Below are 13,074 nucleotides of genomic sequence, written 5' to 3' on the forward strand. Positions count from 1 at the left end.
TATGAACGGGCGCCTCCAGACAAGAGCCTTGTCTGGAGGCGTCTTCTCTGATAGACATCGGACGTCTATGAGAGGTAATCATCTATGAGTAGCCGGTTCGTCTCGCTGGACACCTCCGACGTCCGCTTCCCGACGTCGGCCGAACTCGACGGGTCCGACGCCATGAACCCGGACCCCGACTACTCGGCCGCGTACGTGGTGCTGCGCACGGATGACGTCGACGGGCACGAGGGGCACGGGTTCGCGTTCACGATCGGCCGCGGCAACGAGGTGCAGTCGGCGGCGATCGCCGCGCTCCGGCCGTATCTCGTGGGCCGGCAGGTCAAGGACGTGCTCGACGACCTCGGCGGGGCCTGGCGTGAACTGGTGCACGACTCGCAGTTGCGGTGGCTCGGCCCGGAGAAGGGCGTCATGCACATGGCGATCTCCGCGGTGGTCAACGCGTTGTGGGACCTCAAGGCCAAGCGGGCCGGGCTGCCGCTGTGGCGGCTGCTGGCGTCGATGTCGCCGGAGGAACTCGTCGGTCTGGTCGACTTCCGCTACCTCACCGACGCGCTGACACCCGACGAGGCGCTCGCCCTGTTGCGGCAACAAGCGGGGGGACGCGACGAGCGCATCGCCCGTCTCGAAAAGAACGGTTATCCGGCCTACGCCACCTCACCCGGCTGGCTCGGCTACAGCGACGACAAGCTGCGCCGCCTCTGCCGCGAGGCGGTCGCCGACGGGTTCACCCAGATCAAGCTGAAGGTCGGTGCCGACCTCGACGCCGACATGCGACGGATGCGCATCGCCCGCGAGGCGTGCGGGCCCGACATCCGCATCGCGATCGACGCCAACCAACGGTGGGACGTCGGCCCCGCCGTCGACTGGATCACCGCCCTCGCCCCGTTCGAACCGTGGTGGGTGGAGGAACCCACCAGCCCCGACGACGTGCTCGGCCACGCCGAGATCTCCCGCCGGGTGGCACCGATCCCGGTCGCGACGGGCGAGCACGTGCAGAACCGGGTGGTGTTCAAGCAACTGCTCCAACTCGGCGCCGTCTCCTTCCTCCAGATCGACGCCGCCCGGGTCGCGGGCGTCAACGAGAACGTCGCGATCCTGCTCCTCGCCGCGAAGTTCGGCGTGCCGGTGTGCCCGCACGCGGGCGGCGTCGGCCTCTGCGAACTCGTCCAGCACCTGGCGATGTTCGACTTCGTCGCCGTCTCCGGGTCGATGGACGACCGCGTCATCGAGTACGTCGACCATCTGCACGAACACTTCGTCGATCCGGTCCGGATCCGCACCGGCCGGTACCTCGCCCCGCAGGCGCCGGGCTTCAGCTCGACGATGCGGCCGGAGAGCCGGACGCGGTTCGCCTACCCCGACGGGCCCGTCTGGCAGCAGCACCGAACCCCACCTCCCCACCCGTAAGGACCCCGCCATGTCCATGTTCAGGAAAGCCGCCGTCCTCGCCCTCGGACTAGCGCTCGCAACCGCCGGTTGCAACCGCGGAGAGGACTCGTCCGACACCGGATCCGGCGACGCCGGAAAACAGCCGATCGCCGTGGACCTCCCCCGCGCCGACTCCGACTTCTGGAACTCCTACGCCAAGTACATCCCCCAGTTCGCGCAGGAGGGCGGCATCAACCTGATGACGCCCACCAACTCGCAGAACGACATCGCCAAGCTCGTCGCCAACGCGCAGGCGCTCGCCAGCCAGGGCGCGAAGGCGATCGTGATGGCACCGCAGGACACCGGCGCCATCGCGTCCACATTGGACCAACTCGCCGAGAAGAAGATCCCGGTGGTGTCCGTCGACACGCGACCCGACAAGGGCAAGGTGTTCATGGTGGTGCGGGCCGACAACCGCGCCTACGGCCAGAAGGCGTGCGAGTTCCTCGGCGCGAAGCTGAACGGCACCGGCAAGGTGATCGAGTTCCAGGGCTCGCTGTCGTCGGTGAACGGCCGCGACCGGTCCGAGGCGTTCGCCGAGTGCATGAAGACGAAGTTCCCGAACATCACGGTGTTCGAGGAGCCGACCGACTGGGAGGGCGCGAAGGCGTCGGCCGCCCTGCAGACGCGGCTGGCCCAGCACCCCGACATCAAGGGCATCTACATGCAGGCCGGCGGTGTGTTCCTGGCGCCGACCCTGCAACTGCTGCGCTCGAAGAACCTGCTCGTGCCGCCGAGCGACCCGAAGCACATCTTCATCGTCTCCAACGACGGCATCCCGCAGGAGTTCGACGCCATCCGCAAGGGCGAGATCGACGCGACCGTCTCCCAGCCGGCCGACCTGTACGCGAAGTACGCCCTCTACTACGCCAAGGCCGCCGTCGAGGGTAGGACGTTCCAGCCCGGGAAGACCGACCACGACAGCACGATCCTCGACGTCGGCGGCGGAATGCTGGAGGACCAGTTGCCCGCGCCGCTCGTCACGAAGGACAACGTCGACGACAAGGCCCTGTGGGGCAACAACATCAGTAAATGAACGCCGCCGTCACCGCCACGGGCGTCACGAAACGGTTCGGCCCGACCACCGCGCTCGACGACGTCGGCATCGAGTTGACGCCCGGCGAGACGCACGCTCTCGTCGGGCGCAACGGAGCCGGCAAGTCGACGCTCGTCTCGATCCTCACCGGGCTCGTGCCGCCCGACAGCGGCACGGTCCGGTTCGGCGAGGAGCCGGCGCCGGCACTGTCCGATCGGGACGGTTGGCGACGCCGGGTCGCCTGCGTCTACCAGAAGTCCACGATCATCCCGACGCTCACCGTCGCCGAGAATCTGTTCCTCAACCGCCAGGCGGCCGGCCTCGCGCCGATCCGTTGGGGCCGCCTGCGGTCGCGGGCCCGCGATCTGCTCGACAGCTACGGCGTCGCGGTCGATCCCGGCGCGCTCGCCGGCGATCTCGGTGTGGAGCAACGGCAACTGGTCGAGATCGCGCGGGCGCTGTCGCTCGGCACGCGGTTCATCATCCTGGACGAACCGACGGCCCGCCTCGACGCCACCGCGATCGAGCGGCTGTTCACCCGGATGCGGGCGCTGTCCGCGCAAGGGGTGACGCTGCTGTTCATCTCCCACCACCTGCGCGAGGTGTACGAGGTGTGCGACCGCGTCACCGTTCTGCGCGACGCCCGGTGGATCCGCACCGCGCCGGTCGCCGACCTCGACCACGACTCGTTGGTCGGCGCGATGACCGGCGAGGCGGTCGGCCTCACCGACGTGCCGCCCCGTCTCACCAAACCCTCGGAACCCGCGTTGGACGTGAAAGGCCTACGCCTCACCGGTTTCTACGACGGCGTCGACCTGACGCTGCGGCGCGGCGAGATCGTGGGCGTCACCGGCTCCGGCAGCAGCGGCAAGGTGTCGCTGGCCGAAACGGTCGGTGGCCTGCGCCGCGCCGACACCGGCGAGATCCGGGTCGGTGAAAAGACAGTGGACGCGGGCAGCGTGCCCGCCGCGCTGAAAGCGGGCATCGGTCTGGTGCCCGAGGACCGGCATCGCGAGGGCCTCGTGCCCACGCTGTCGGTGGCCGAGAACGCCACGATGCCGATCGCCGACCGGTTGGGCCCGGCGGGAACCGTGCTGCCGGCCCGGATGGCGACGGTCGCCGACGACATGGTGCACCGGTACGACATCCGGACGCCCGGCCTGTCGGCACCGGTCACCAGCCTCTCCGGCGGCAACGCGCAGAAGGTGGTGCTGGCGCGCGCGTTGTCGACCGGCCCGCGCATCCTCGTCCTCATAAATCCCACCGCGGGCGTCGACGTCCGCTCCAAGGAATCGTTGCTCGGCGCGGTCCGCGCGGCGGCCGATGCCGGCACGGCCGTGCTCATGGTCTCCGACGAACTCGACGACTTGCGCCACTGCGACCGCGTGCTGGTGATGGTGCACGGCCGCGTCACCGCCGAATTCCCGGCCGGTTGGGACGACACCCGGATCGTCGCCGCCGTCGAAGGTGTGTCCACAAAGGAGGGATCGTGACGACGATCGCGTGGCGCGTACCGCGCCTGGCCCGCGTGCGCGATCTGGCCCTGGTACCCGCGATCCTCGTGCTGATCGTGGTCGGCTGGATCGTCCACCCGGTGTTTCTCACCACCGCGAACCTCACCAACGTGCTGCAGCAGCAGACCGAACTGTCGCTGCTCGTGCTCGCCGAGGCGATAATCCTGATCGGCGGCCGCTTCGACCTGTCGCTGGAGTCGACGGTCGGGCTGGCGCCCGCGCTCGCCGTCGCCCTCGTGATTCCCGCCGCCAGCAACGGAATCGGCACCGAGTGGTCGTCGGCGCTGGCGATCCCGATCTGCCTGCTCGTCGGGTTGGCCGTGGGTGCGTTCAACGGCCTGCTGATCCTGCGGTTCGGGCTGTCGGCGTTCATCGTGACGCTCGGCATGCTGATCGTTCTGCGCGGTGTGCAGATCGGCATCACCGGCGGCCAGAACCTGTTCGAGCTGCCGGCGTCGGTGGAGTATCTGGGCACGGCGGTGTGGCTCGGGCTGCCCGCGTCGATCTGGATCTGCGGTGTGCTGTTCGCCGCCGGCATCGCGGTGCTCGGCTTCTTCCGCCACGGCCGCGCCGTCTACGCCATCGGCGGCAACCGCGACGCCGCCCGCGCGGCGGGCATCCGCGTCGACCGCGTCATGTGGGTCGTGTTCATGGTGGGCGGCCTGCTCGCCGCGCTCGCGGGGCTGCTGATGACCGGCCGGCTCGGCTCCGTCGCGGCCGCGCAGGGCGAGGGCATGATCTTCACCGTCTTCGCGGCCGCGGTGATCGGCGGCGTGAGCATGGAGGGCGGCAAGGGGACGCTGTTCGGCGCCCTGTGCGGCGTGATCGTTCTCGGCCTGATCAACAACATCCTGACGCTGGGCGGCGTGAGCGCCCAGTGGATCCAGGCCATCTACGGCCTGATCATCCTGATCGCTCTGATCCTCGCGCGGGTGACGACCGGCAAGGCCCAAGACTGACCCCGCCGTCCAGGATCGCGGCGATCCGGGGGCGCCGAGACGGGCCGATGCCGTTATGGTATAGACCAGTTTCTCTGGCGCCAGACGTGCGCCGGCCCTGGACGGGGAGGTTGGCATGCACAACCGGATCGGTTGGCGAAGATGGTTCAGCGGCGCTGTGGTCGGTGTGCTCCTGTCGGTCATGGCGGTGCCGACGCCGGCGTCGGCGAACCCCGGGAGGTCGGTCGACCCGGCCACGGTGTTGGCCGCCCTCATGGCCCGGTTCATGACGGTGGAGGAGAAGGTCGGCCAGCTGTTCGTGGTCGAGGTGTACGGGCAGGACGCGAACACCGTCTCGGCGTCGAACCAGCGGTTGTACGGCGTCGACACCCCGGCGCAGGTGATCGACAAGTACAAGCCGGGCGGGGTCATCTACTTCGACGCGCGGCGGGGTCCCGACAACGTCCGTGACCCGCGGCAGATCGCCACGCTGTCCAACGGGCTGCAGGCGGCCGCGGCGCGGCAGCGCATACCGGTCCCCCTGCTGATCTCCACCGACCAGGAGGGCGGCGCGGTCGTCTTCCGGCTGACCGCACCGGCCACCGCGATGCCCGGCAACATGGCGTTGGGCGCGGCCGGGTCGACGTCGGCGGCGCACCGGTCGGCCGAGGTGATCGGCACCGAGCTCGCGGCCGTCGGTATCAACCAGAACTACGCGCCGGTGGCCGACGTCAACGTCAACCCGGCGAACCCGGTGATCGGGGTGCGGTCGGTCGGCGAGAACCCGGCGCTGGTGTCGCGGATCGTCTCCGCCCAGGTCGAGGGCTACCACTCCGGTGGCACGGCCACCGTCGCCAAGCACTTCCCGGGGCACGGTGACACCGCGACCGACAGCCACTTCGGCCTGCCCGAGGTGACGCACACCCGCGCGCAGCTCGAGGCGATCGACCTGCCGCCGTTCAAGTCGGCCATCCGCACCGGCGTCGACACGATCATGACTGCGCACGTCGTGCTGAAGTCGGTCGACCCGAGCGGCGCGCCGGCCACGATGTCGCAGCCGATCCTCACCGGGCTGCTGCGCAACGAGCTCGGCTACAAGGGCCTCATCGTCACCGACGCGCTCGACATGGGCGGCGCCACCGGCACCTACCCGCCGAACGTCGCGCCGGTCGAGGCGTTCAAGGCCGGCGCCGACCAGCTGGTGCTGGCACCGCAGATGGACGTCGCCTACAACGCGGTGCTCGCCGCGGTTCGCAGCGGCGAGATCTCGAAGAAGCGGCTCGACGAGTCGGTCACCCGGATCCTGGCGCTCAAGCTCAAGCGTGGCCTGTTCCTCCACCGCTACGTCGACGTCGAGCGGGCGGCCACGGTCGTCGGCGCGCCGAAGCACCTCGCCGACGCGCAGGCGATCACCGACAAGACCACGACGCTCGTCCGCAACGACGCCGGCCTGCTGCCGCTGAGCAAGGACCCGCGCAAGGTCCTCGTCACCGGTTGGGGCGTCACGACCACGCAGACGCTCGGCGCCGCTCTGACCGCCCGCGGGCAGACGTCGACCGTCGCGGAGACCGGCACCACGCCGAGCGCGGCGCGGATCGCCGAGGTGGCGGCGCTGGCCGCGGCCAACGACCTGGTGGTGGTGTCGACGAACAACGCCGGCAGCATCAACGTCGCCACCGGCCAGCCCACCGCGTCGGCGGCCGCCCAGCAGGCGTTCGTGCAGGCGCTGGTGGCAACCGGCAAGCCGGTGGTCGTCGCTGCGATGCGCAACCCGTACGACGTCGCGTACCTGCCGACCGCGCAGACGTACCTGGCCACGTACGGCTACACGGCCGGGCAGGTCGAGTCGCTGGCCCGGGTGCTGTTCGGCGAGGTGAACCCGGGCGGGAAGCTCCCGGTCACCATCCCGAAGGCAGACGGGTCAGGCGCCCTCTACCCGTTTGGTCACGGTCTCCGATACGTCGGCTGACGCCGGATCGAGGACCCGGCGCAGGAAGGTACGCGTCCGTTCGTGACGCGGGTTGCCGATCACCTGCGCCGGGTCACCCTCCTCGACGATCACGCCGTCGTCCATGAACACCACGCGGTCGGCCACCTCGCGCGCGAAGCTCATCTCGTGCGTGACGACGAGCATCGTCATGCCCTCACCGGCGAGCTTGCGCATCACGGCCAGCACGTCACCGACGAGTTCCGGGTCGAGCGCCGAGGTGGGCTCGTCGAACAGCATGAGGTCCGGGCCCATCGACAGCGCCCGCGCGATCGCGACACGTTGCTGCTGCCCGCCCGACAACTGGGCCGGGTAGCTGGTCTCCTTCTCCGCGAGGCCGACCCGGGCGAGGTTGTCGCGCGCGACGCGGTCCGCGTCCTTCTTCGAACGACGCAGGACGCGTTGCTGCGCGATCGTCAGGTTCCGGAGCACGGTCAGGTGCGGGAACAGGTTGAACGCCTGGAACACCATGCCGATGCGGCGGCGCACCGCGTCGATGTCGACGTCGGGGTCGGTGACCTCGACGTCGCCGACCCGGATGGTGCCCGAGGTCGGCTGTTCGAGCAGGTTGATGCACCGCAGCAGCGTCGACTTTCCCGACCCCGACGGCCCGATGACGCAGACGACCTCGGTCGGCTCGACCCGGAAGTCGATGCCCCGCAACACTTCCAGGTCGCCGAACGACTTGTGCAGGTCGCTGACCTCGATCGTGCTCATTTGGCCCTTGCCGCCTTCGCTTCGAGTCGCCGCACCAGAAAGCTCAACGGGACCGTGATGATGAGGTAGCACAGCCCGGCCACGAGAATCGGCGTCATGCTGACGTACTGGGTGAGCATGTCGCGGCTGAACTTGGCCAACTCCCGGTCGTCGAGCGTGAGGCCGAGCAGGTAGACCAGCGACGAGTCCTTGGTGAGCAGGATCAGTTCGTTGGTCAGCGGCGGCAGCACGATGCGGAACGCCTGCGGCAGCACGATCGACACCATCGCCCGGGTCTGCGACATGCCGAGCGACCGGGCGGCCTCCATCTGTCCGCGCGGCACGGCCTGGATGCCGGCCCGGATCGTCTCGGCCATGTAGGCGGCGGCGACCAGGCCGAGACTCGCGGCGATCGTGCCGAGCGTCCCACCGGGGAACGTCGCGCCGCCGAACGCCAGCGGGATGCCGAACCCGAACGCGATGATCACCAGCAGCGCCGGCACGCCGCGGAAGAACTCGATGTAGACGTTGGCCACCCACCGGTACGGCGGCACCGACGACAACCGCATCAGCGCCAGCACGAGCCCGAGCACGAGGCCGAACGCGAACGCCGTCACCGTGTAGAGCACGGTGTTCACCAGGTACGTGGTGACGATCTCCGGGAAGAGTTCCTTGATGACGTCGGGGTCGAGGAACGCCCGCCGGATCTCGCCCCAGTCGGCGGCGAACCCGATGATCGCGAGGACGAGGACGAACACCCCGTACTGCGCGCCGCGGATGATCCGGGTGCGCGTTCGGCGACTGAGCTTGTGAACCGCAGCCATCAGCTCTTCGGCTCGACGCCGAACCACTTCTTGTAGATCTGCGCGTAGGTGCCGTCCTTCCTGGCCGTCGCCAGCACCTCGTTGACCACCTTCGCGAGTTCCTCGCTGCCGGTCTTCTTCATGCCGAAGCCGTACTTCTCGTCGGTCTTGAAGGTGGCGGTGACCTCGGTGTCGGGGTTCTTCTTCGCGAAGTCGAGCAGCACCGGGATGTCGTTGATGGCCGCGGCCACGCCGCCGGTCTGCACCGACTTGAGCTCCAGCGCGAGGTCTTCGAAGTCCTTGAGGGTGACGCCCAGCGGCGCGGCGTTCTTCTCCGCGTACGCCTTGCCGGTGGTGGCGGACTGCACGCCGAGCACCTTGCCCTTGAGATCCTCGAAGGACTTGATGCCGCTGCCCTTCTTGGTGATCAGCGCCTGATCGGCGTCGAAGTACGGTTCGGAGAACAGGATCTTCTCGGCGCGGGCCGACGTGATGGTCATGGCCGCGGCGGCGATGTCGCACTTGCGCGAGTTGAGCGCCTCACCCGACTGGATACCCTCGAACGGCGTGTCGAAGATCTCCTGCTGCACACCGAGCTTCTTCGCGACCAGGTCGATCATGTCGACGTCGAACCCGACGGTCTTGCCCGACTGCTCGAACTGGAACGGTTCGTACGGCAGGTGGGTACAGGTGACGATCTTCCCGCTCTTGACGAGCTCCACCCCGCTGGCGCCGGGCGCGGTACCGCCGTCGTCGCCGCCGCAACCCGCCACCAGAACCGATATGAGTGCCACACCAAGGATCGACCGGCGAATGGACATTGCGCCTCCCCGCTTGAGGTAGGGCGCCAGTATAGATCCACAAATCTAGATGTGTAACTCATCTGGTGGTGGTGCTGGCACCCCCACCGGTAGGCGGGCGCACGACATCGAGCCCGGCCGGGTGATCTTCTAGCATCGGTGGGAGCTCAGGGGAGGTGACCGTGACGAGGATCTGGCGCGAGGTTCGGCATGTGCTGCTGAGCGTCGCGATGGGCGTCGCGGCGGTCGGTCTGCTGCTCGGCACGGCCGTCGGCCTGGTGTGGCCGCGGGTGTTCGGGTGGGTGGTGGGCCGCACCCGGTGGCTGGCCACGGTCCAACGCGGTCGCTGTGCTCCGCCCGTCACCTCGCTTTATGCGCCCCTGCCCGATGACCCGCCGGAGCGGCTCGCGGCGCTGCGGAGCGATCCGGCGACCCGGCGGGATCTCGGCTGGCTCGGCACGCAGGCGGCGCTGGCGCCGGTGGGCCTGATCCTGCTGGCGGGCTGGCCGAGCGCGGTCATGGGGGTGCTGACGCCGCTCCTCCGCCGGATCGTGCCGGCCGACATGGTGTTCGCCTACCAGGGGATCCCGGTCACCGACATGCGCCTGGCCTGGCTCATGGTGCCGCTCGGGCTGGCCACCGCGCTGATCCCGTTCCTGTTCGCGCGGTGGTACATCGTCGCGGAGGGCTGGATCGCCGGGCAACTGCTCGCGCCGACCGAGGCGGCGGTGCTCGCGGCCCGCGTCGAAAGGCTCGCCGAGACGCGGGCGGCGGTCGTCGACGCGTCCGCCGCCGAACTGCGCCGGATCGAGCGCGACCTCCACGACGGCGCCCAGGCGCGGCTCGTCGCCCTGGCCATGAACCTCGGCATGGCCGAGGACATGTTCGAGACCAACCCGGAGACGGCACGCGCGATGCTCGCCGAGGCGCGGTCCGACGCCCGCAGCGCGATGGGTGAACTGCGCGATCTGGTCCGCGGCATCCACCCGCCGATCCTGGCCGACCGCGGGCTGCCGGGCGCGCTCAGCGCGTTGGCGATGGTCAGTTCCGTACCGATCGACCTCGACCTGCGGCTCGACCGGCGGCTGCCCGCGCCGATGGAGGCCGCGGCGTACTTCGCGCTGGCCGAGCTCGTCGCCAACGCCATCAAGCACAGCGGCGCGTCGTCGATCGCGATGGCGGTCGAATTTTCGGGGAGCCGGCTCGTCATGCGCGTGCGCGACGACGGCTGCGGCGGCGCCGATCCGCGCGGCGGCACCGGGCTCACCGGCATCCGGCGCCGGCTGGCGGCGTTCGACGGCACGGTGCGGGTGGACAGTCCGGCCGGTGGACCTACCCTGGTCGAGATGGAGCTTCCGTGCGGGTGGTGATCGCGGAGGACCTCGTGCTGCTGCGCGACGGTCTGGTCCGGATGCTCACCGCCTACGGGTTCGAGGTGGTCGCGGCCGTCGAGGACGCGGACGGTCTTTCGGAGACGCTGTGCGCACTTCGACCCGACGTCGCGGTCGTCGACGTGCGGCTGCCGCCGACGTTCACCGACGAGGGGCTGCGCGCCGTCATCGCGGCGCGGCGGCTGGTGCCCGCCCTCCCGGTGCTGATCCTGTCGCAGTACGTCGAGCCGGTGTACGCCCGCGAGCTGCTGTCCGACGGCGCCGGCTCGGTGGGCTATCTGCTCAAGGACCGGGTCGGCGAGGTCGGCCAGTTCGTCGACGCGGTGCGCCAGGTCGCCGACGGCGGCACCGTGATGGACCCCGACGTGGTGGCCCAGCTCCTCGGCGGCGGCCGGCGCCGGGCCCAACTGGCGGTGCTCACTCCCCGGGAACGCGAGGTGCTCGCCGTGATGGCGGAGGGCCGCTCGAACGCGGCGATCGCCGAACGGCTGGTCATCACCGACAAGGCGGTGAGCAAGCACATCAACCGCATCCTGACCAAGCTCGACCTGCCCCCGTCCGACGACGACCACCGCCGGGTGCTGGCCGTGCTCGCCTACCTGGGGTCCTGACGGCGCCGGAGCCCGGGAATAGCGGGCACAAATACCGACTTGACCCGGATATGTTCGATCCGCACGCGTTGCTCGCGGAGAGCCGGCTCGGCATCCTCGCGACGATCAGGGCCAACGGACGTCCGCAGCTGTCGCCGGTGATGCCGTTCTACGACCGGGCGGCCGGCCTCCTCTACGTGTCGATGACCGAGGGCCGGGCGAAGACGGCGAACCTGCGTCGCGACCCGCGGGTCTCCGTGGAGGTCACCGCCGCCGACGGCTGGTCGTGGGCCACCGCCGACGGCACGGCCACGCTCGTCGGCCCGGGTACCGACCCGGCCGGCCCGGAGGTCGAGGCGCTGGTGGAGTACTACCGCGCCGCGGCGGGCGAGCACCCGAACTGGGACGAGTACCGCGCCGTCATGGTGTCCGACCGGCGGGTGCTGATGACGATGCGCGTCGAGCACGTGTACGGGCAACAGGTCCGCTGATCCCGGCGGGGGACGGATACGCTCGCGGGCGTGGAAGTGCTGCCCCGCGGAGGCGTCGTCGATCTGCCGGTCGAGGAGCGCACCTGGTCGGTGACCGTGGGCTGGCCCCGCCTCGGCAACCCGGCCGTCGACGTCGACGTCGTCGCCTTCCTCACCGACGGGAACGACGAGGTCCGCGCCGATTCCGACTTCGTCTTCTACAACGCCCCGCTCGCGCCCAGCGGCGCGGTCGAGTTGACGCTGGGCCGCACCGACGAGTCGGTGGTGGAGGTGCGGCTCGACCAGGTGCCCATGGACGTCGACAGCATCACGATCGCCGCGACGCTGCCGCCGGGTCACACGTTCGGACTGGTCGGCGGCGTCCACCTGATGGTGCGCACCGGCGCGGGGGTGCCCCACCTCCGCTCGGTCCTCGACTCCGCGACCACCGAACAGAGCCTGCTGCTGGCCCGCATCTACCGGCGGGGCGGCCGGTGGCGGTTCCGGGCCGTTGGCCAGGGCTACGAGTTCGGCCTGGCCGAACTCGCCGTCAAGTTCGGCGTGGAGGTCGACGACTGAGGCGTGTCCGTCGGGACACGCCTCAGCCCTCGCTCTTTACCGTGCGGTCGTGCCGGCGAACTGCTGGTAGGAGTGTGCCGCCGCGACCTGAGTGGGCGTCGCGGCGCGGCGGGCGCTGCGCAGGACGCTGATGCTCACCGCGAGCGTCCACCAGCTCCAGAGGGCGCCCATCGTCGCGGTGGTGCCCCAGCCCTGCGCGCTGTAGAAGTCGGCGGCGTCGTCGCCGAAGTACACCGCGGGCAGGAACGCGAGGTTGATCGCCGCGAGCAGGTACGCCGAGCGTCCGACCCAGCGGGGAAGCAGGCCGAGCCGGGACACGGCGATACCGAGTGCGATCAGGAACAGGGCCATGAGGAGCCGGGAAACGGCGCCCTGCATGAGGTACTGGGCGGCGGCGAAGGGTCCCTCCGTCGTGGTGTCGATGTCGCGGTCCGTCGCGATCGCCGCGCCCACCTCCATGGACTGTGGAACGAAGACCATCGCCACCCAGAGCACGCCGGCGATCTGGACGATGCTGGCGATCCAGTCGTACGCCGGGTTGACGTGGCGGATGAGTTGGCGGAGCCCGAGGAAATAGACGATGTACATGGTGCAGCCGGTGATGCCGATGAGGCTGCGGGTCAGGATGTTCCAGTCCGGCGGGATCTCGTACATGAAGTACAACGGGACCTGCACGACGATGAACAGGCTTGCGATCAGGCCGAACAGGCCGGTGTACCGGCGGAGCGTGGTTTCGGACACAACGGTCCCCTTCCTTAAACGAGACTCAGGTCGCGTTAACTGCGCCCAACGTAACCCCATGCGGCCACTAACGCAACACCAGTCTTTTTAGAGGCAGT

Annotated in this window: 13 protein-coding genes; 9 read left to right on the forward strand and 4 right to left on the reverse strand. The window is 69.6% G+C overall.

The genetic code is table 11. The features are described from left to right. The first annotated feature begins 84 nt into the window (after positions 1-84). The 5 genes from Vau01_RS32730 to Vau01_RS32750 all read left to right on the forward strand — a co-directional run bounded on the left by Vau01_RS32730 (position 85) and on the right by Vau01_RS32750 (position 6,888). Positions 85-1,410 (forward strand): L-fuconate dehydratase, encoded by a 1,326-nt coding sequence (locus Vau01_RS32730; RefSeq protein ID WP_204000682.1) that lies wholly within the window; start codon positions 85-87, stop codon positions 1,408-1,410. A 10-nt stretch (positions 1,411-1,420) separates the two neighbouring features. Next, positions 1,421-2,467: a sugar ABC transporter substrate-binding protein gene (locus Vau01_RS32735; protein WP_239152033.1), complete on the forward strand. Its 1,047-nt coding sequence runs from the start codon at positions 1,421-1,423 to the stop codon at positions 2,465-2,467. After that, on the forward strand, positions 2,464-3,960 hold the full coding sequence (locus Vau01_RS32740) for a sugar ABC transporter ATP-binding protein (protein ID WP_204000684.1): 1,497 nt from the start codon (positions 2,464-2,466) through the stop codon (positions 3,958-3,960). The genes Vau01_RS32735 and Vau01_RS32740 overlap by 4 nt, the downstream gene beginning before the upstream one ends. Further along, complete coding sequence (locus Vau01_RS32745; protein WP_239152034.1) at positions 3,957-4,940, forward strand: ABC transporter permease; 984 nt, start codon at positions 3,957-3,959, stop codon at positions 4,938-4,940. Before Vau01_RS32740 ends, Vau01_RS32745 begins: the two co-directional genes overlap by 4 nt. Before the next feature lie 115 nt (positions 4,941-5,055). Then, the gene (locus Vau01_RS32750) at positions 5,056-6,888 is read left to right on the forward strand and encodes a glycoside hydrolase family 3 protein (RefSeq protein ID WP_204000687.1); all 1,833 of its coding nucleotides are present in this window, start codon (positions 5,056-5,058) and stop codon (positions 6,886-6,888) included. On the opposite strand, the gene Vau01_RS32755 is transcribed toward Vau01_RS32750, so the two are convergent. The 3 genes from Vau01_RS32755 to Vau01_RS32765 are packed head-to-tail and all read right to left on the reverse strand — an operon-like array spanning position 6,841 to position 9,226. Next, positions 6,841-7,623, reverse strand: coding sequence for an amino acid ABC transporter ATP-binding protein (locus Vau01_RS32755; RefSeq protein WP_204000690.1), 783 nt, complete (start codon positions 7,621-7,623; stop codon positions 6,841-6,843). The two genes, Vau01_RS32750 and Vau01_RS32755, sit on opposite strands and share 48 nt — an antisense overlap. Then, positions 7,620-8,426 carry an amino acid ABC transporter permease gene (locus tag Vau01_RS32760; RefSeq protein ID WP_204000693.1) on the reverse strand — a complete coding sequence of 269 codons (807 nt, stop codon included), beginning with the start codon at positions 8,424-8,426 and terminating at the stop codon, positions 7,620-7,622. Before Vau01_RS32760 ends, Vau01_RS32755 begins: the two co-directional genes overlap by 4 nt. Further along, complete coding sequence (locus tag Vau01_RS32765) at positions 8,426-9,226, reverse strand: transporter substrate-binding domain-containing protein (RefSeq protein WP_204000695.1); 801 nt, start codon at positions 9,224-9,226, stop codon at positions 8,426-8,428. The genes Vau01_RS32760 and Vau01_RS32765 overlap by 1 nt, the downstream gene beginning before the upstream one ends. Before the next feature lie 161 nt (positions 9,227-9,387). Here Vau01_RS32765 and Vau01_RS32770 point away from each other — a divergent pair, with 161 nt between their 5' ends. The 4 genes from Vau01_RS32770 to Vau01_RS32785 are packed head-to-tail and all read left to right on the forward strand — an operon-like array spanning position 9,388 to position 12,235. Next, positions 9,388-10,575: a sensor histidine kinase gene (locus tag Vau01_RS32770; RefSeq protein ID WP_204000698.1), complete on the forward strand. Its 1,188-nt coding sequence runs from the start codon at positions 9,388-9,390 to the stop codon at positions 10,573-10,575. Continuing rightward, a complete protein-coding gene (locus tag Vau01_RS32775; RefSeq protein ID WP_204000701.1) occupies positions 10,563-11,207 on the forward strand; it encodes a LuxR C-terminal-related transcriptional regulator in 645 nt (214 codons plus the stop codon). Before Vau01_RS32770 ends, Vau01_RS32775 begins: the two co-directional genes overlap by 13 nt. A gap of 50 nt (positions 11,208-11,257) precedes the next feature. Beyond that, entirely contained in the window at positions 11,258-11,677 is a 420-nt protein-coding gene (locus tag Vau01_RS32780) for a PPOX class F420-dependent oxidoreductase (RefSeq protein WP_204000704.1), read from the forward strand. Between the two features lie 30 nt (positions 11,678-11,707). After that, positions 11,708-12,235 carry a TerD family protein gene (locus tag Vau01_RS32785; RefSeq protein ID WP_204000707.1) on the forward strand — a complete coding sequence of 176 codons (528 nt, stop codon included), beginning with the start codon at positions 11,708-11,710 and terminating at the stop codon, positions 12,233-12,235. A 36-nt stretch (positions 12,236-12,271) separates the two neighbouring features. Here the strand turns inward: Vau01_RS32785 and Vau01_RS32790 are convergent, their stop codons facing one another. Continuing rightward, entirely contained in the window at positions 12,272-12,976 is a 705-nt protein-coding gene (locus tag Vau01_RS32790) for a hypothetical protein (protein WP_204000710.1), read from the reverse strand. Positions 12,977-13,074 lie beyond the last annotated feature (98 nt).

The organism is Virgisporangium aurantiacum, assembly GCF_016863635.1.
Classification (GTDB): domain Bacteria; phylum Actinomycetota; class Actinomycetes; order Mycobacteriales; family Micromonosporaceae; genus Virgisporangium; species Virgisporangium aurantiacum.

Excerpts from the sequence above, each read along its gene's own strand:
- Vau01_RS32735 (WP_239152033.1), top strand. The coding sequence starts at position 1,421 with ATGTCCATGTTCAGGAAAGCCGCCGTCCTCGCCCTCGGACTAGCGCTC.
- Vau01_RS32780 (WP_204000704.1), top strand. The coding sequence starts at position 11,258 with ATGTTCGATCCGCACGCGTTGCTCGCGGAGAGCCGGCTCGGCATCCTC.
- Vau01_RS32755 (WP_204000690.1), bottom strand. The coding sequence starts at position 7,623 with ATGAGCACGATCGAGGTCAGCGACCTGCACAAGTCGTTCGGCGACCTG.
- Vau01_RS32730 (WP_204000682.1), top strand. The coding sequence starts at position 85 with ATGAGTAGCCGGTTCGTCTCGCTGGACACCTCCGACGTCCGCTTCCCG.
- Vau01_RS32760 (WP_204000693.1), bottom strand. The coding sequence starts at position 8,426 with ATGGCTGCGGTTCACAAGCTCAGTCGCCGAACGCGCACCCGGATCATC.
- Vau01_RS32750 (WP_204000687.1), top strand. The coding sequence starts at position 5,056 with ATGCACAACCGGATCGGTTGGCGAAGATGGTTCAGCGGCGCTGTGGTC.
- Vau01_RS32765 (WP_204000695.1), bottom strand. The coding sequence starts at position 9,226 with ATGTCCATTCGCCGGTCGATCCTTGGTGTGGCACTCATATCGGTTCTG.
- Vau01_RS32740 (WP_204000684.1), top strand. The coding sequence starts at position 2,464 with ATGAACGCCGCCGTCACCGCCACGGGCGTCACGAAACGGTTCGGCCCG.